The sequence below is a fragment of the Phocaeicola sp. HCN-40430 genome, from assembly GCF_037890285.1.
Classification (GTDB): domain Bacteria; phylum Bacteroidota; class Bacteroidia; order Bacteroidales; family Bacteroidaceae; genus Phocaeicola; species Phocaeicola acetigenes.
On the sequence record NZ_JBBKBS010000023.1, the window covers coordinates 1 to 16671 of the forward strand.

Annotated in this window: 18 protein-coding genes; 4 read left to right on the forward strand and 14 right to left on the reverse strand. The window is 41.9% G+C overall.

Going from position 1 to position 16671, the window contains the following annotated elements; translation table 11 throughout:
* Positions 1–259 precede the first annotated feature (259 nt).
* The 3 genes from WKU26_RS10110 to WKU26_RS10120 form a co-directional block, all read right to left on the reverse strand.
* A complete protein-coding gene (locus WKU26_RS10110; RefSeq protein ID WP_340321905.1) occupies positions 260–1222 on the reverse strand; it encodes a lytic transglycosylase domain-containing protein in 963 nt (320 codons plus the stop codon).
* 193 nt (positions 1223–1415) lie between these two features.
* Positions 1416–1886: a hypothetical protein gene (locus WKU26_RS10115; RefSeq protein ID WP_340321906.1), complete on the reverse strand. Its 471-nt coding sequence runs from the start codon at positions 1884–1886 to the stop codon at positions 1416–1418.
* Complete coding sequence (locus WKU26_RS10120; RefSeq protein WP_178266388.1) at positions 1883–2113, reverse strand: DUF2007-related protein; 231 nt, start codon at positions 2111–2113, stop codon at positions 1883–1885. Before WKU26_RS10120 ends, WKU26_RS10115 begins: the two co-directional genes overlap by 4 nt.
* A gap of 161 nt (positions 2114–2274) precedes the next feature.
* Between WKU26_RS10120 and WKU26_RS10125 the strand changes: the two genes are divergently transcribed.
* Together WKU26_RS10125 and WKU26_RS10130 are read left to right on the forward strand one after the other, a co-directional pair.
* Positions 2275–3519 carry a glutamate-5-semialdehyde dehydrogenase gene (locus tag WKU26_RS10125; protein ID WP_340321907.1) on the forward strand — a complete coding sequence of 415 codons (1245 nt, stop codon included), beginning with the start codon at positions 2275–2277 and terminating at the stop codon, positions 3517–3519.
* A 90-nt stretch (positions 3520–3609) separates the two neighbouring features.
* Entirely contained in the window at positions 3610–4572 is a 963-nt protein-coding gene (locus WKU26_RS10130) for an acetylornithine carbamoyltransferase (protein ID WP_178266390.1), read from the forward strand.
* A 301-nt stretch (positions 4573–4873) separates the two neighbouring features.
* Here the strand turns inward: WKU26_RS10130 and WKU26_RS10135 are convergent, their stop codons facing one another.
* The 10 genes from WKU26_RS10135 to rpmH form a co-directional block, all read right to left on the reverse strand.
* Positions 4874–5272: a rhodanese-like domain-containing protein gene (locus tag WKU26_RS10135; RefSeq protein ID WP_340321908.1), complete on the reverse strand. Its 399-nt coding sequence runs from the start codon at positions 5270–5272 to the stop codon at positions 4874–4876.
* A 33-nt stretch (positions 5273–5305) separates the two neighbouring features.
* Complete coding sequence (locus tag WKU26_RS10140; RefSeq protein WP_340321909.1) at positions 5306–5953, reverse strand: NigD1/NigD2 family lipoprotein; 648 nt, start codon at positions 5951–5953, stop codon at positions 5306–5308.
* Positions 5950–7104, reverse strand: a complete 1155-nt coding sequence (locus WKU26_RS10145) for an acyltransferase (protein ID WP_340321910.1) — start codon at positions 7102–7104, stop codon at positions 5950–5952. The genes WKU26_RS10140 and WKU26_RS10145 overlap by 4 nt, the downstream gene beginning before the upstream one ends.
* A 48-nt stretch (positions 7105–7152) precedes the next feature.
* Entirely contained in the window at positions 7153–8139 is a 987-nt protein-coding gene (locus tag WKU26_RS10150) for a D-alanine--D-alanine ligase (protein ID WP_340321912.1), read from the reverse strand.
* The gene (locus tag WKU26_RS10155; protein WP_340321913.1) at positions 8136–9209 is read right to left on the reverse strand and encodes an RluA family pseudouridine synthase; all 1074 of its coding nucleotides are present in this window, start codon (positions 9207–9209) and stop codon (positions 8136–8138) included. Before WKU26_RS10155 ends, WKU26_RS10150 begins: the two co-directional genes overlap by 4 nt.
* Positions 9210–9223: 14 nt before the next feature.
* Positions 9224–9871 (reverse strand): PASTA domain-containing protein, encoded by a 648-nt coding sequence (locus tag WKU26_RS10160; protein WP_340321914.1) that lies wholly within the window; start codon positions 9869–9871, stop codon positions 9224–9226.
* Positions 9872–10035: 164 nt separating this feature from the next.
* Positions 10036–12594 (reverse strand): outer membrane beta-barrel protein, encoded by a 2559-nt coding sequence (locus WKU26_RS10165; RefSeq protein ID WP_340321915.1) that lies wholly within the window; start codon positions 12592–12594, stop codon positions 10036–10038.
* Between the two features lie 87 nt (positions 12595–12681).
* A complete protein-coding gene (locus tag WKU26_RS10170) occupies positions 12682–13701 on the reverse strand; it encodes a FecR family protein (RefSeq protein ID WP_340321917.1) in 1020 nt (339 codons plus the stop codon).
* A 32-nt stretch (positions 13702–13733) separates the two neighbouring features.
* Positions 13734–14258 (reverse strand): RNA polymerase sigma-70 factor, encoded by a 525-nt coding sequence (locus WKU26_RS10175; RefSeq protein ID WP_340321918.1) that lies wholly within the window; start codon positions 14256–14258, stop codon positions 13734–13736.
* A 165-nt stretch (positions 14259–14423) separates the two neighbouring features.
* Complete coding sequence (gene rpmH, locus WKU26_RS10180; protein WP_022038806.1) at positions 14424–14585, reverse strand: 50S ribosomal protein L34; 162 nt, start codon at positions 14583–14585, stop codon at positions 14424–14426.
* A gap of 193 nt (positions 14586–14778) precedes the next feature.
* Between rpmH and efp the strand changes: the two genes are divergently transcribed.
* Positions 14779–15345: an elongation factor P gene (gene efp / locus WKU26_RS10185; protein WP_340321919.1), complete on the forward strand. Its 567-nt coding sequence runs from the start codon at positions 14779–14781 to the stop codon at positions 15343–15345.
* A gap of 115 nt (positions 15346–15460) precedes the next feature.
* Here efp and WKU26_RS10190 read toward each other — a convergent pair whose 3' ends face one another.
* Positions 15461–15598: a hypothetical protein gene (locus WKU26_RS10190; RefSeq protein ID WP_340321920.1), complete on the reverse strand. Its 138-nt coding sequence runs from the start codon at positions 15596–15598 to the stop codon at positions 15461–15463.
* Positions 15599–15678: 80 nt separating this feature from the next.
* On the opposite strand from WKU26_RS10190, the gene WKU26_RS10195 reads away from it, so the two are divergent.
* Positions 15679–16668: a glycosyltransferase gene (locus tag WKU26_RS10195; protein ID WP_340321921.1), complete on the forward strand. Its 990-nt coding sequence runs from the start codon at positions 15679–15681 to the stop codon at positions 16666–16668.
* Positions 16669–16671 lie beyond the last annotated feature (3 nt).

The window sequence follows — 16671 nt, forward strand, 5'->3', positions numbered from 1 at the left end:
TTTTTATTTCAGAGGGAATAATTGGAATTTCCTTTGAGTGTGTGATTGGTCTCATCCCGATTATCTGTAGGAAGAGGTATTTATTATCATAGTTGTATGTTCATAATTCTATTCGCAAACTTCAGTCGACGACGTCGGCTGTACAATCGTCAGCGTTGATTATACAGCCAACGACGACAACTCTGCAATCGGCGACGGCGATTAAATCCTTCTACACTTATCGTTGTCTTTCTGTTCCTGCTACATAATATATGCCTGATTATTCTACCACCCAGCGTTTGTCGTATGGAATGATGACGCGTGGATTGTAGTGCATTCCTTCTTCATCCGGTATTCGGAGATAATAAGCTTTATTACCATGTACATGAAGTGAGCTGCTTCTTAACCAGGGATTCATATTGCGGAGCAGTACGTAATTGATTCCTCTTCCTTTGGCAAAGCGTGCAAGGTTATCAATATCTTCTGTCACTTTTATTTCTCTATAAGGAATGATTGGATACAAGTCGGATGCTTTCAGGTAAAATCCAAATTGCTGTGGGTTGCTGAACATGATTTTTGCAGCAAAAATGCGATATACATAGCGGGATGTTTCCTCTACAAGCTGTAAGTCGAGTGAGTTTTCTTCGAACTGCTTTTCCAGTTGCTGGGAAATGCGTCCTTGTCCGGCATTATAAGATGCTGCTACGTTTATCCAGTTGCCGAAACGTCTGTAGGCTTGTTTTAAGTATTTGCAGGCTGCCTCTGTTGATTTCTCCACATGATATCGTTCGTCCACCGTATGGGCTACCTCCAGTCCGAACTCTTTGGCTGTAGCCGGCATAAACTGCCATAATCCTGCTGCACCTGCTCTGGAACGTGCCAGTGGGTTTAAACTACTCTCTATCACCATCAGATATTTGAAATCATCAGGAATCCCATTTGCCTTTAAAATAGGCTCTACAATGGGGAAGTAGCGGTTGGCCCGTTTTATCATCTGTATGGAGGTGCTATGCATATAAGTAAAGGCCAGAAGTTCTCTGTCCATCCGCTCTCTGCGATCGTATCGCGTCAGGTCGATGGTTTCATCACAGAAAACAATACTTTTTGGAACTTCTATGCAGCTATAATGATATGTATTGACAGGGGATGCCTCTTGCGCGGAAGCGCATGCCGTACTGAGAAAAGAAAAACTGCAAAGAAATAAATTAAAGATGCCTGTATGTATAAAATGGGTTATTTTCATAGTGTATGTTGTTTTATCTTTTCCGAAGGTACGCATAAACCTTGGTATCCGAAGAACTTGTTAAGGATATTTTTAAAAAAGCTCGTTTTCTTTTGGGATTTTGCAGAAAAGGACAATCCGATATATACAATAGCCTTGCGAGAGAATACTCTCACAAGGCTATTGTATATATCGGATTGTTTTTACCTTACCTTTAATCTTCCAGAGAAAAACTCTTTAATATGAGCTCCGGATTAGGATCGTTTTCCTGCTTATATACAATGGATACATAAAATCCGCTTCCTCCGTCACGAGCCAGCAGATAACTGTATATACATCGGTCTGTTTCACATTTTCCCTGCAATTGTACACCGAAAAAATGCGGCAGTTCGAATGTCTTTACAGGAGTCTGTTCCGTTACTTCGTCTTCGGTTGCGATATTTTTCAACTCTGTAGCCAGTTCCGACTGTTTGATACCTTCTCCGTCCAGCATTTGAACGGTAATATAATATGTATCGTTGTATACAATATAACCTTCTTCCGAATCATCCTCTATGCTGATGTCGGACGGAGCTTTAAACGATACCCCATAAGCCTTCCATTGAGTCGGTTTTAAATCCTGTGCACTCAGCTGGAATGCGATAAAAGATAAGGCGGCAAATGCTGCAAATCCCTTTTTTCTCATACTTTTCTTTCTGCTACCACTTTTCTTGCAAATACTTCTTCTTCCTTATTAACCATTACAAGTACTTTTCCTCCTGTATTGGAATAAGGAGAAGTGACCGCAGACAATGTCTCGTCTTTGATCATGGCATCTACACCCGCTGCGTTAAGCAAGCCTTTAACCAATTCGGCTTCCCAAAGACTACCTCGGAAAACCTCTACTAATGAACCATACATCTTAGCTCCCATAGTCTGTTTGTTTTAGGTTAATAAATCAGTTCTTTACACTCTTCGTTGTATTTCAAAGATAATTAAAAAATCTGAATATCAAGATAATTTGTCGGGAAAAAGAGAAGATAACAGAAATAATGATACTTTTGTGTTCTGCTAACATGTGAAAAAGTAATAATATGAGGATTGAGGATTGGAAAGCTGTGCGTCTGGTTTCACGTACATTGGCTTTGCTGGAAGAGAAACAGATTAATGCAATATTGATGGCTGTTGCAGAAGCTATACCCCATTATATGAATCGTATTCTGGAAGCAAATGAAACCGATTTGTCCCGGATGAATCCTGATAACCCGAAGTACGACCGTCTTCGGCTGACAGAACAGCGTTTATTAGATATTGCATCGGATATCAGAAATGTGGCTGCATTGCCATCGCCTTTAAATAAGGTCCTGGAGGAAAGTGTACGTCCCAATGGATTGCGACTGAAGAAAGTGTCAGTTCCTTTTGGCGTGATTGGTATAATTTACGAAGCACGTCCTAATGTTACTTTCGATGTGTTTTCCTTGTGCTTGAAAAGTGGAAGTGCCTGTGTGCTGAAAGGGGGAAGCGATGCGGCAGAATCGAATCGGGCTATTGTGGATCTCTTGCATAAGGTGCTGGCTGACTTGGGTGCAGATACCCGCTTGGTTACTTTACTTCCTCCGGGAAGGGAAGCAGCGGAGGAGTTGCTCCATGCCAACGGATGGGTAGACTTGATTATTCCCCGTGGAAGTAGTGGACTGATAGATTATGTCCGCCAGAATGCAACGGTACCTGTCATTGAAACCGGTGCGGGTGTGTGTCATACGTATTTCGATGCATCGGGAAACCTGGAAAAAGGTATTCGTATTGTGAATAATGCCAAGACCCGGCGCGTCAGTGTATGTAATGCATTAGACTGTCTGTTGGTGCATGAATCGCGTATCAACGATTTGGCGCAGTTGTGTGCACTCTTGCAGGAAAGCAAGGTGACAATTTATACCGATGAAGCAGCTTATGGAGCTTTGTGTGGGCATTATCCTGCTTCTTTACTTGTGCAGGCTTTGCCGGAGGTATATGGAACAGAGTTTCTGGATTACAAGATGGCGGTAAAGACAGTAAGAAATATAGAAGAAGCTGTATTGCATATTTATGCATATGGCTCTGGACATAGTGAGTGTATTGTGACAGAAGATAAACAAGCTTCCGATTTGTTTTGCCGACAGGTTGATGCAGCTTGTGTATATGTCAATGCACCGACCTCATTTACAGACGGAGCGCAGTTTGGCCTTGGTGCTGAGATTGGAATCAGTACACAGAAGTTGCATGCTCGCGGACCGATGGGATTGAGGGAAATTACAACTTATAAATGGCTGATTGAGGGTGATGGACAAATCCGTCCGTAATATTCTTTCATTAAAAGCTGTAAAAATAACGATATATTGTATTTTTATAGTATATTTGCTGCGCTAAATTAATTAATATACATTATTCCTATGAAAACTTACACGAACGTATTTGATTTAGGAGATTTGAAGACCGCTCTGGCCGAAGCATTCGAAATAAAGAATGACCGTTATAAATATGAAACATTGGGTAAGCATCGTACTTGCTTGCTGATATTCTTTAACAACAGTTTGCGTACCCGACTCAGTACACAGAAAGCTGCTCGTAATCTGGGTATGGATGTCATTGTGCTGGATGTAAATCAGGGTGCATGGAAACTGGAAACTGAACGTGGGGTAGTGATGGATGGTGACAAGAGTGAACACTTGTTGGAGGCTATCCCGGTGATGGCTTCGTATTGCGATATTATTGGAGTACGTTCGTTTGCACAGTTCCAGAACCGTGAAGATGATTATACAGAAAAAATATTGAATCAGTTCATCCAGTATTCGGGTAAGCCGGTATTCTCTATGGAAGCAGCTACAGGACATCCTCTGCAAGCTTTTGCCGACCTGATTACCATCGAAGAATATAAGAAGAAAGAACGTCCTAAAGTTGTATTGACTTGGGCACCGCATCCGCGTGCATTGCCGCAGGCTGTACCTAACTCGTTTGCCGACTTCATGAACGAGGCTGATGTGGATTTTGTCATTACGCATCCTCATGGTTATGAGTTGGATCCGAAATTTGTGCGTGGAGCTAAGGTGGAATACGACCAGATGAAAGCTTTTGAAGGAGCTGACTTCATTTATGCCAAGAACTGGGCGTGTCCGGGAGTAACCAATCCGGAAGACTATGGTAAGATTCTGTGTAAGGATATGAGTTGGACTGTAGATGCTGCGCATATGGCAGTAACCAACAATGCGTACTTTATGCACTGTCTGCCTGTGCGCCGTAATATGATTGTGACAGACGAAGTAATCGAAGCGCCTACTTCATTGGTTATTCCGGAAGCAGCCAACCGTGAGATTTCTGCTACCGTAGTGTTGAAGCGCATGCTGGAAAATCTTTAATTGTTGATTTTATTTCTCCCTGTATTGCATCAGTGAAGCAGGGAGTATTTATAGAGCGAAAGTATGAACTCTGATGACAGTTGGGTTCATTCTTTCGCTTTTTCAGTTTTTTACTTTACTGGCTCGGATATTGTGGTTTGATGCCTGCTGTACGTTTTCTTTCTTTGGGATAGATGTGTAGAGAACAAAAAAAAAGACAGATAGAATCTGTCTTTGTATTCCAGTATACGAATGATAGTATGTTGCATTGGTATGAAGGTGAAAGCCGGTGATAAAGAGAAATCGTACTTTCGTATATAATTTAGTATGCGATGTCTTTACCCAGTTCTTTCCAGTTTTCAAACCCCTTGTCCATGTTGTATACCTTGAAGCCTTTCTTGTTTAAGATACGGGCAGCATTCCGGCTTCGTTTACCACTACGGCAATATACGGCTACAGGGTGGTCTTTTTCCAATAAATCGTCTACGACTTCCGGAAAATTATCATCCAGTACATTGATGTTGATACTTCCGCCAAGATGTCCTTTGCTGTATTCGGCTACAGTCCGTACGTCTACCACTTGTATGTCATCGTCTTGTATCAGACGTTCGAATTCATCGGCAGAAAGATTCTTGAAGTTATCTTTGGCCTTGCTGTTGCATGCAATGAGTCCGAGTGCAAAAGCACAGACGAAGAACATGAAATAGAGTGTCTTTATCATATCTGAAATAGGAAATGAACAGTTGTTAATAAATTAGTAGATAAATTCTCTTTGTGTGTCTCCTTCCTCATATGTGGAAATATGAAATACAATTTTGTCTCCTTGTTTCAGCTTTCCATCGTAAGCCCATAACGGAACAGACAAGTATACTTTACGCGTAAAAGCTTCGTAGTCGTTGTTCCGGTTGTGATAGAGTTGGAGATGAAGGGTCTGTGTACCATCTGCTTCTTTCTGTATCCCCTGGTCGATAAAATGATAACTGTGGCTTTCTTCTTTTACCTTTGCCAGCAATACCATATTCAGATACTTACTCGACAACCACATGCGTTCAATGTCTACCGGGTCGGTTTTGATACCGCCGGTTATCTGCTTGGCATTCACCGGAATCATGGAGAGTACCAGTTCGCTGGAATACAGTTGTACGGTCTGGTTTTCCAGAGGTTGATAAATGGATATTGTGCGGTATAGCGTATCCTTCTTCAAGCCGTCCAAACCACTTCTTGCTTGTATCCGATATTCTTCTCCATTATCGGCTACCAAACGGGTAAGCGTACCGTTTTCATCAGTTGCTGCACCGATAAACTCGGTTATCACATCGGGGTATACATACTCTTCTTCTTTGCATGCTCCAAACAGGCACATGCAAAGAAGAAGAAAGGAAAATCGGGTCAATAACTTCATGCTTCGAGGGCTTTCTGGTGATTGATAACCGGATTAGCATACATGGTGAGCAGGCATTGACGAAGGAATGCTTCATCCTTTTCCGGCAGGTTGACCAATTCGATTCTTTGTTGCAGGTAGTTTTCGAAGTGTACTTTTTCTTCTGCTGTGTAGCGGTCTGCAAATCGGTTGGTAGCAGTCAACAGATCATGTGCCACATAATTACCCGGATATAAGCGGTAGTTACGATGTATGTGCAGGTCTATCAGTTCGGATACTTTTGTAAACACCTCTGTTTTGGGCAATCCGCGAAGAGCTTCCAATTCGCTATTGATACACGGTGCTGTCTGGAAGTGGACACGTCCCTTGTATCCCATGATACCAGTCTGCATGTTGTTCAAATCGTCTTGCTTGCTCTTTTTGAAACCTTCAATATCCCGTTTCTGCTGCATTTCCTGTGCTTTCAGATAATCGCATGGGTCGTATTCGTACGATAATGCCAGCGGGACAATATTCAGTTCCTGAAGACGGTCGATGATATCACCTTCGCCACCCATAGCCAACATTTTCAATACACTGTCCTGGGTACGGTCGTTTGAGTCTTTAGCTCGTCCTTCACGCTGTGCGATCCAGATATTTTCGTGCTTTTGTGTAACAGCAAAGTGAATATAGCGCGACATACGTGCCGATGATTCGAGCATTTGGCGCATGGTCAATGCACGCTGTACGATAAAAGCTTTGTTTACGCGTACCAGTTTTTTGATCCAGTCGTAGATAAGCAGATTGTCACCGATGGCAATTTCTACGGTTGTGGGGAACTGATTGTCGAGGAGCCCGACCGAAAGAAGTCCTGAGTCGAGTACGATATCGCGGTGGTTGGATATGAATGTATAGTTCTTGGTTTTGTCTGTCAAAGCTGTACAGTCCATATCAAATCCGTCAGTACGTTTGGCAATAAGGTCGTGTAGGAATTTGTAGCAGAATGCTTTCTGAAAGTCGAGATTGGTTTTGCATTGCTGCAACTGCAGCTTGAACATCTCCATGGATACTCCCGGCATAATGAAAGCCAATACTTGCTGGAATGCAGGATCTTCTGTCAGTTCCTTGAATATTTGCGGCAGCTCTTCAGGGCTGTAAGGACGAATCTCGTCAAACTCGGCAGGTATATTCATAATAATAAATTTTACGACGTTTATACGTATTCCAAAGATACGGATTTTTTATTTTTCTGCAATAAAATGATCTTCTATAATGTCGGTCATCACTTCCTTGATGTCGAGTCCTGCCGCACGTACCTGCTGGGGGATGAAGCTGGTAGCAGTCATTCCCGGAGTCGTGTTGATTTCCAGCATGTTAATCTTCTCTCCTTCAGTGATGATGTAGTCTACACGTACAATGCCTTTACAACCTAAAATATCGTAGATGGCAGAAGTAAGTTGTTGTACACGTGCAGTCAGTTCCGGACTGAGACGGGCAGGAGTGATTTCAGTCACTTCGCCGTTGTATTTGGCATTATAGTCGAAAAAGTCATTCTTTGGAACTACTTCTGTGATAGGAAATACCACCGATTTATTGCGAGTCTTGTAACATCCGTTAGCCAGTTCGATACCCTCCATCAGAGCTTCAATCATCACATCGTCCGATTCTGCAAAGGCTGCTTGTAAAGCCGGCTGAATCTGTTCCTGAGTTTTTACTTTGGTCACACCGAAGCTGGAGCCACTGGCATTGGGTTTGATAAAGCAAGGCAAACCAATCTTTTCAATGACTTCCTCGTCGCTGATACCATGACGTTTGTTGACCAACATGGATTCCGCTACGCGAACACCGAATCCTTTCAGATACTGGTTCAGTGTGAACTTGCTGAAAGTAAGAGCTGAAATCAGTACATCACAAGTAGAGTAGGGAATACCAATCAGTTCAAAGTAACCCTGCAAGATTCCGTTTTCACCCGGAGTACCATGGATTGTGATGTATGCAAAATCGGGAATGATTTTCTTTCCCTGATCAGTGAAACTGAAGTCATTCTTGTCGATTGCAGAGCGAGAACCGTCAGGAAGAATTGCTTCCCATTTCTGTTTAGTCAACTCTACAATGTAAAGGTCATATTTATCTTTGTCAATAAAAGAGTAGATACCTTCGGCGCTGCGCATGGATACTCCATGCTCTGAAGAGTCGCCTCCGGCTACAATTGCAATAATACGTTTCATATTGATTCTCTGTTGCTAATATAGGTTCTCCATTTGTCCAATAGGGTAGTCATGTCTTCGGGAAGTTCGGAAGTGAAGAACATTTCCTTTCCGGTGCGTGGATGCACAAATCCCAGTGTCTTGGCATGTAAAGCCTGTCTCGGACAGATATCGAAGCAGTTGTTTACGAATTGTTTATATTTGCTGAAGTGAGTACCTTTCAGAATTTCATGTCCGCCATAGCGTTCATCGTTAAACAGCACATGCCCGATGTGTTTCATGTGTACACGAATCTGATGTGTACGTCCGGTCTCGAGTACGCATTTCACTAGTGTGACATACCCCAGTCGCTCCAATACCTGATAATGAGTAACTGCATGTTTCCCCTGTGTAGGGTCGGTCATGACAGCCATCTGCATGCGGTCTTTAGGGTTACGGCCGATGTTGCCGGTAACGGTACCTTCATCCTGCTCTACAATTCCCCATACCAGTGCGTTATACTCCCGCTTGGTAGTCTTGTTGTAGAACTGAAGGCCTAGACTCGTTTTTGCATCCGGAGTCTTGGCTACGACCAGTAGTCCGGAAGTATCTTTATCGATACGATGCACCAGTCCTACTTGAGGATCGTTAGGATCGTAGGTGGGCACGTTACGCAAATGCCATGCGATGGCATTGACCAATGTACCATGATAGTTACCGCATCCCGGATGAACGACCAGACCTGCAGGCTTGTTGATAACCATCAGGTCGTCGTCTTCATATACAATGTCTAATGGAATGTCTTCGGGAATGATATCATTTTCGTAACGCGGGCGATCCATCATCACGGTCAGTACATCCAGCGGCTTTACTTTATAACTGCTTTTTACAGGCTTGCCGTTGGCCATCACAAAACCATTGTCGGCTGCCGTTTGTATACGGTTGCGCGATGCATTGACAATGCGTTCGAAAAGGTATTTATCGATACGTACGGGAGTCTGACCTTTGTCTACTACCGTACGGAAATGTTCATATAGTTCAGTAGATTCGTTTACCGGTTCTATATCGTCCAACGAATCGTCCAGTTCATCTTCAATATAATCTTCAGCCATGAAATTTTCAGAATTTAAAACCATGAGTCGTCTACTTCCGCTTCGCCTCCTACCGGAATTTCCTGTGTACTCATATTGATAGAGTCCATGCGCAGTGAATCTTGCATGGCGGTACTACCTATACAAAGGGTGAGCAATGCTTCATGAGGTATACTCTCTCCCGAGCGGAGCTGACGTCCTCTGTATTTGATGCCATATACCCAATCCTGTTCTCCGGGAACGAACTCCGGTTCTGTCAGTTTGAAGCCCATCGCTTTTAGCTTTGCTGCTGCCTGACGCACCGAACTGTTGTCGATAAGGTCGGGAAGTTTTACTTTAGGAACTTCAAGTGTATTAATTGTAAGATAAATCGTTCTGTTTTCTTTTACTCTTGCCCCTCCTATAGGAGTTTGGTCGAGTACTATGCCGGCAGGAAGTCCTTTTACAAAGTTGGAGTCAATTACTACAGCTTTCATCTGCTTGCTCTCCAACAGTGCCTTTGCCTGAGCAATGTGTTGGCTTTTTACATCGGGTACGATGTGTGACTGACCATGGTGAGTGTATATATCCAGCCAGGTCAATGTACCCCAAATACAGCCAATCAGTACGACAATCATGGCTATTATGTTCAACCAGAAGAACCGGTTGTTCTTAAATGAGAAAAATTCTTTCAATGTTACCATCTTGATAAACCAATTATTTCTGCAAAGATATAATTTTTTATGTAATTAGCATGAGGTGACTGCTTTATGAACATACTATATTTATCAGGAAGATGAGAACAAAAAGGTTGTCTATCCATGGACAGATTTATACCATTGACAGACAACCTTTATTTATGGAAAAATTACAGACGGTTCTTTTCATCCTGACCGGCACCAGTTCCTTTGTATTTGCTCTTGGTGGCATTGAATTTGTATGAGAACTGAATTCCGATGCGTTGCCAGTCACGATAGATACGATTCCCGTTGTACGAGTCTATTCCATATACATTGAAGTGGTAATAGCCCGTTCGGAGGATATCGTTGGCTATAAGAGCTAAGGTAAGTGAATTGTCTTTTAGCATGGATTTGCTGATTCGGGCGTTAATTTGTCCTTCTGTATGAGCTACAAAGAATCCCATGCGACCGCCGGTATGTAGATTGGCTTGTAGATTTAGAAACCATCCGTGGGGTAAGTTGAAGCTATTATCCCACCCAAAAGCAAAGAGAGGTTGTTTGTGATACACTTCAATTCCTAAATTTCGCCCATCGGGAGCGGAAAGTTGGGCTGATGCACTGAACTGTGGTTGCCAAATACCGATTTTAGGGGAGGCTGTAAGATTGAGCGAATAACCATTATAAGTGGCAAGATTCGCGGAAGAGAATAATAATACCCCCGGGTGTGTATCATCGTTATAAGGCATGGTGATATTGGCTAAACTGTTTTTTGCACGAATATATTGGATATTGGCAAATAACCACTTATAGGATGCATTAAGTGACAGAATATTCGTTTGGCTTGGCTCTAATCGAGGATTTCCTGTAGTATAGGAATATTGTGTCCGATAGCTGATGGTGTTGGTCAGCATCTGGTAAGAAGGATTTCCTCTCAGCATCTTGTAGGCAAGGGCAAAGCTGACATCTTGATGATTCCAGTTTATGGTTGCCGTAGGAATAAGCTCATTATAAGTCGGACTTTGTTCGCTTTGGTATATACCATTGTCATAATAGTCGGTTTTACGATACTCGTACCGTAAACCAGCCATTGCTTTCCATTTTCCTAACGTAACGGAATAGCCCGTAAATGCGCTTATGGCTTTTTGACGGATAAAGTTATCTGCATCTTCAGAAAATCCGTTTTGGGTGAAAATCGCATTACGTTCTGTTAATGTTCCCTCCGATCCGAGGACAAACTCTCCTTTTCCTAAGGTTACTTTTGCCTGCAGTTTAACCGCATAAAGTTTACTCTCTGAATTGGAGGTACTGCTGATATCCTTACTGTTGCCATCCATTGCATTTTGGTGGTTATTCATTTTACTGTTCAGATAATCAGCATTAAAATCAAGAGTCCATTTCCCTATTTCACCTACATAATAAGTGTTGATGGCATGATTGATTCCATTTTTAACTTCAGAGTGCTGCTCAAATTCGGAGTGTTCTGTTTCGTTCCCATTACAGAATGTAGTGGTTTCGCCCCACGATTGTTGATGGATTGTTCCCAGACTGCTGTTAGGAGTATATCTCATACCCAAAGAGTGGTGTTCGTTTATTTCATAATTGAATCCGGTTTCGATTGATAAATTTTTACTTTTGGATGTCTGTGTGTCGTTGGCTATTGTTGTCCACTGATTTTTACCGTTTGTTTGGATGACAGCTGTGGTCTGGCCGTATGAGTTGTTTTCGTCAATATATCCGTTTACGAAGATGTCCAGCCCTTTTACCCGGTAGTTTAAGGCGATTTGTTGGTTGGCTCTTCCCCATCGGCCCTGGTCGTATCCCAAATTGACGCTACCACTCCATCCTTCTCCACGTTGTTTGATGGTACGGATACGAATAACGGCAGTTACATCTGCATCATATTCAGCTCCTGGGGTGGTAATTACTTCGGCTGAAAGAATTTCCGTGGCACGAAGGCGGTCGAGTTCACTGGAATCGTATACTTTTCTATTGTTGATATAAATTTCAGGACTTCCCCCATTCAATACGGATATGTTGCCGTTTTTGCTGGTAACAAAAGGAAGGTGTATCAGCATTTCATTGGCTGTACCCATTTGAGCAAGTGATGTTCCGGAAACATTAACCTTTAGTCCGTTGGGTTGTGTCTCTATCAAAGGACGTTGTGCCGTCACCGTAACCCCTTCCAGAATCTGTGTGTCGGGAGAGAGCTGTACTATATTCTTTGTATGCACAGCCTGTATAGCTGTAGTATATCCTATGTAAGAGATTTTCAGCAGATAAAGCTTGTCTGCTTCTCCCGACATTGAAAATGTTCCATCTTCTTGGGTCACACATCCGTTTACGAATGTAGAATCGGATGTCAATAATAAGACATTGCAATATGGCATGGGCCGATTTCTTTCATCAATTACCGTACCATAAATGGCCGTAGCTTTTCTGTGGGTATGTTGGGGTAAAATAATGATATACTTCTCTCCTTTATGTGTATAAGTAAGAGGCTTGTTTTCTAATATTTTTTCTACGGCTCGGGTAATGTCGTCTTCTTTAATCGATGCTGTCACCCGATAGGACTGTATGTCACTATATGTAAAAAGGATGTGATAACCCGAAATTTTTTCGAGTTTCTTCAGCGCGGTAGATAAGGCTTCATCCTTGAACTCGATGTTGATGCGATTGTTTGTTTGTGCCGATAAGGTTAATTCAATGCTTATGAATATCAGCAAAAGAAAAATAATTTTTGTTCTCATTGTTTTTAGGTATTTGATTGCTTTTGTCTGTAATACGGTTGCTGTTCAGAATCGGGTACCATAAAAACATAAAATTTTTCAGGATATTCAAATTCCTACAATGACCTTATCGTTTTCTATTTGAGCTTTTATCTTTTGCATGCTGTTGAGCAACTCCAATACCTCTTGAAGAGAGCTGCTTCTATCAGCTTGAAAATGTAAACGTTCTGTCATGATTGGTTTGTTGGTGAAAACAATGTCAATGTTATACCACCGGCCTAATTCGCGCATGATTTCTATAAGCTCTGTATTGTCAAAATAGAAACTTCCGGTAGTCCAGGCGCGATATTGGCTGACATTCTCAACTTGACTTTTATGTAATTTTTCATTGGTATGTTCACCTGGTTTCAACAATATGTTGTTATGATGCTTGTCGCTTACCTTGATGCTTCCTTCCAAGAGTGTGACCTGAACATCTTTTTTAGAATAGGCCTTTATGTTAAAAGAAGTCCCCAGAACTTGGGTTTCAATAGCTGTGGTTTTGACAAGGAAGGGCTGCTGGGGATTTTTGCTTACTTCAAAATAAGCTTCTCCTTCCAGATACACTTTACGTTGTGCCTTTCCTTCGAAGGTATCCGGATATTTAAGTGAGCTTTCTGCATTAAGCCATATTCGGGTGCCGTCTGATAATGTCAGCTGTTTGGTCATTCCCCTTGGAATATGTATGGTGTTTATTCCTTTTTCTTTTTCAATTGAAATGACTTGTGCAGTATGGCTGGCTTCGAAGACTGTGTAGGATGAAGCTTCGAATGGATACAACAGGAAGAATAGGGCAATGGAGGCTGCAATTAACAATGCAGCTCCAATTTGTAATATGTGTGTGCTCCTTTTGGAATGTGATAAGACTTGGGAAGAAAGCCGTTTCGATTTGAAGGATTCCCATTCGGCTTCTACATCAGGTGCTATGGAGTGAAGACGTGCAAAAGCTTCACGGCTGTCCAGTAAATCTTGGCAGATTTCTACACACTCCTTATCGCTCAATAAGACATCAAGCTCCTCCTGAGAAAAATTTTCCGGATGTTTTATAGCTTCCAGCGTTTGTAGTATTTTTTTGTCTTTATCTTCCATCTTTATAATTGTTTCTTTGTATTATAATACGTTTAAGAGTTCTTTTGAGGTACCTTTTTGGTGCCAAATTCAGTTCTTAATAATTGTAAAGCTTTCATGATGTGTTTTTTGATGCCATTTACGCTGATACCGAACTCGTCTGCTACCTCCTGATATTTTTTGTTTTCGTAATAACATTTTTTCAAAATGGTTTTAGTCGGATCACTCAAGTCTTCGATGAAGCTTTCAATTTTCTGAATTCGTTTTTCTCTTTCTTCGAAAGAAGTATCAATATCCTCTTTTGTTACGGCTTTGTAAAAATCGGCGTATTGTTCTTCTACCTGCAAATGCCTTAAATAGTCAATGCATTTGTTCCTCGTCTGAATATAAAGATAAGTGCTTGCCGTTTCCGGCTTCAGATTGTCGAAGTTTGTCCAGGCTTTTTCAAACACATCATTCACTATATCTTTACATGCTTCTGCATCTGGTATAAAGCGGTATGCATAATAATATAGTCGGGTATAATTTTCTTTATACAAACGTTCGAAGTCGTTGATTCTTGAGAGAGGCTTTTGCATTTTGTCAGGCTTTTGTCTTTTGGAGGTTACGTCTTATGCAATGCGGAGGACTTTTTCGACAGGATAAGGTTGCTGGCTTATGGGATGGATGACCGAAGAAAAAGCCGCAAAGAACTTTATATCGTTTCTTTGCGGCTTTACTTAAATCTTATTTCGAAGAAAGGATTAAGCCTTTACTCCGTTGTATTCGTCAGATACAGTTAATTTTTTACGGCCTTTAGCGCGACGTGCAGCCAATACTCGGCGACCATTAGCAGTAGCCATTCTTTCACGGAAACCGTGTTTGTTTTTTCTCTTTCTGTTAGAGGGTTGGTAAGTTCTTTTCATTTTCGTATATACTATTTATGTTATTATTCTATGCGTTCGGGCTGCAAAATTAGTGACTTTTTTTAAATAAACCAAGAGCTAAGTCATTTTTAGACAAATCTTTTTGTGTTTTTTCTCGATTTAGATTAATTTTGCACCTGCATTCGAAACTGAATATTAGTAATTAGATATTTAAATATAAAGATTTAAAGTTATGATTAATGCTCAAGACATTAAAATCGGAACAGCAATCCGTATGGATGGCAAGCTGTATTTCTGTATTGACTTCTTGCATGTAAAACCGGGTAAAGGTAACACTTTCATGCGTACTAAGCTGAAAGATGTGGTAGACGGTTATGTATTGGAACGTCGTTTCAACATCGGTGAAAAACTGGAAGATGTACGTGTAGAACGTCGTCCTTATCAGTTCTTGTATAAAGAAGGAGATGATTATATCTTCATGAATCAGGAAACATTCGAACAGGTACCTATCGCTCACGATTTGATCGAAGGTGTAGACTTCTTGAAAGAAGAAATGGTTATCGAAGTGGTTTCTGATGCTTCTACTGAAACTATCCTGTTCGGGGAACTTCCAGTTAAAGTTCAGTTGAAAGTTACTTACACTGAACCGGGATTGAAGGGTGATACTGCTACTAACGCTACTAAGCCTGCTACTGTAGAAACTGGTGCAACTGTACGTGTTCCTTTGTTCATCAACCAGGATGAAATTATCGAAATCGATACTCGCGACGGTTCATACGTAGGTCGTGTAAAAGCCTGAGACTAATAAATAAATGGAGAGCGGCTGTTATCTGCAATGGTAACAGCCGTTTTTTTGTGTATGAACAGTTGCATACTTTATTCACCGTCGTTGTCTGTACAGCCGGCGGCGTTGGTTATGCAGACAGCGATGTCGGCTGTACAGCCGACGACGTCGGACGAAGCATAGTTTCTGTAGCGGGAAGAGATGCAAGAAGTTGTGCAGAGGTTTGTTTCCAAATATGAATGTCGGGAATATGGACCGCTTCTGCCATCTTTCTTGAAATAAATGCTGACAGAAGATAGGGATAGGAAAGAAAGTTTTTATCTTTGTTTGTATAAATGTAAAGATACTATGCAATACTCTGTAATTATTCCCGTGTATAATCGTCCGGATGAAGTGGACGAACTCTTGCAAAGTCTGGTTTCCCAGAGTTTGAAAGATTTTGAAGTGATTGTAGTAGAAGACGGTTCGTCTGTGCCTTGCGAGGATGTGGTAAACAAGTACCGGGATAAACTGGATGTGCATTATTACAGTAAACCCAATTCCGGCCCCGGGCAGACACGCAATTATGGAGCAGAACGCAGCAAAGGAGAGTTTTTGCTGATATTGGATTCGGACTGTATTTTGCCGGAAGGATATTTACAGGCAATAGAGGATGAACTTCACAGGGAAGAAGCGGATGCCTTTGGTGGTCCGGACCGTGCGCACGATTCGTTTACCCGTGTGCAGAAAGCCATTAACTATGCCATGACCTCTTTCTTTACTACGGGCGGCATCCGGGGAGGAAAGAAAAAGATGGATAAATTCTATCCGCGCAGCTTCAATATGGGTGTACGTGCAGAAGCATATCGGGCTTTAGGAGGTTTTTCGAACATGCGTTTTGGCGAAGACATCGACTTTAGTATCCGTATCTTCAAAGCCGGTTACCGCTGTCGTCTGTTTCCGGAGGCGTGGGTGTGGCATAAGCGCCGTACCGATTTGAAGAAGTTCTTCAAGCAGGTGCACAATTCGGGTATCGCTCGTATCAATCTGTATAAAAAATATCCGGAATCATTGAAACTGGTACATCTGCTTCCTGCTGTCTTTACGGTAGGAGTCGTCTTTTTGCTGCTTTGCTCACTGCTTTGTGTGTGGAGTTTGCTGCCTTTGGCTTTGTTTGTACTCATCGTGTTTATAGATGCTTCTCTTAGCAATAAAAGTGTTGTAATTGGTATACTTTCTGTCGTAGCTTCGTTTATACAGTTGACGGGGTATGGAACAGGCTTCCTGCGTGCATGGTGGAAACGCTGTGTCTTGGGAAAAGATGCCTTTTCTGCCTTCGAGAAGAATTTCTATAAATAACTG

Coding starts and splice junctions, on each gene's coding strand:
- WKU26_RS10110 (WP_340321905.1), bottom strand. CDS start 1,222: ATGAAAATAACCCATTTTATACATACAGGCATCTTTAATTTATTTCTT.
- WKU26_RS10115 (WP_340321906.1), bottom strand. CDS start 1,886: ATGAGAAAAAAGGGATTTGCAGCATTTGCCGCCTTATCTTTTATCGCA.
- WKU26_RS10120 (WP_178266388.1), bottom strand. CDS start 2,113: ATGGGAGCTAAGATGTATGGTTCATTAGTAGAGGTTTTCCGAGGTAGT.
- WKU26_RS10125 (WP_340321907.1), top strand. CDS start 2,275: ATGAGGATTGAGGATTGGAAAGCTGTGCGTCTGGTTTCACGTACATTG.
- WKU26_RS10130 (WP_178266390.1), top strand. CDS start 3,610: ATGAAAACTTACACGAACGTATTTGATTTAGGAGATTTGAAGACCGCT.
- WKU26_RS10135 (WP_340321908.1), bottom strand. CDS start 5,272: ATGATAAAGACACTCTATTTCATGTTCTTCGTCTGTGCTTTTGCACTC.
- WKU26_RS10140 (WP_340321909.1), bottom strand. CDS start 5,953: ATGAAGTTATTGACCCGATTTTCCTTTCTTCTTCTTTGCATGTGCCTG.
- WKU26_RS10145 (WP_340321910.1), bottom strand. CDS start 7,104: ATGAATATACCTGCCGAGTTTGACGAGATTCGTCCTTACAGCCCTGAA.
- WKU26_RS10150 (WP_340321912.1), bottom strand. CDS start 8,139: ATGAAACGTATTATTGCAATTGTAGCCGGAGGCGACTCTTCAGAGCAT.
- WKU26_RS10155 (WP_340321913.1), bottom strand. CDS start 9,209: ATGGCTGAAGATTATATTGAAGATGAACTGGACGATTCGTTGGACGAT.
- WKU26_RS10160 (WP_340321914.1), bottom strand. CDS start 9,871: ATGGTAACATTGAAAGAATTTTTCTCATTTAAGAACAACCGGTTCTTC.
- WKU26_RS10165 (WP_340321915.1), bottom strand. CDS start 12,594: ATGAGAACAAAAATTATTTTTCTTTTGCTGATATTCATAAGCATTGAA.
- WKU26_RS10170 (WP_340321917.1), bottom strand. CDS start 13,701: ATGGAAGATAAAGACAAAAAAATACTACAAACGCTGGAAGCTATAAAA.
- WKU26_RS10175 (WP_340321918.1), bottom strand. CDS start 14,258: ATGCAAAAGCCTCTCTCAAGAATCAACGACTTCGAACGTTTGTATAAA.
- rpmH (WP_022038806.1), bottom strand. CDS start 14,585: ATGAAAAGAACTTACCAACCCTCTAACAGAAAGAGAAAAAACAAACAC.
- efp (WP_340321919.1), top strand. CDS start 14,779: ATGATTAATGCTCAAGACATTAAAATCGGAACAGCAATCCGTATGGAT.
- WKU26_RS10190 (WP_340321920.1), bottom strand. CDS start 15,598: ATGGCAGAAGCGGTCCATATTCCCGACATTCATATTTGGAAACAAACC.
- WKU26_RS10195 (WP_340321921.1), top strand. CDS start 15,679: ATGCAATACTCTGTAATTATTCCCGTGTATAATCGTCCGGATGAAGTG.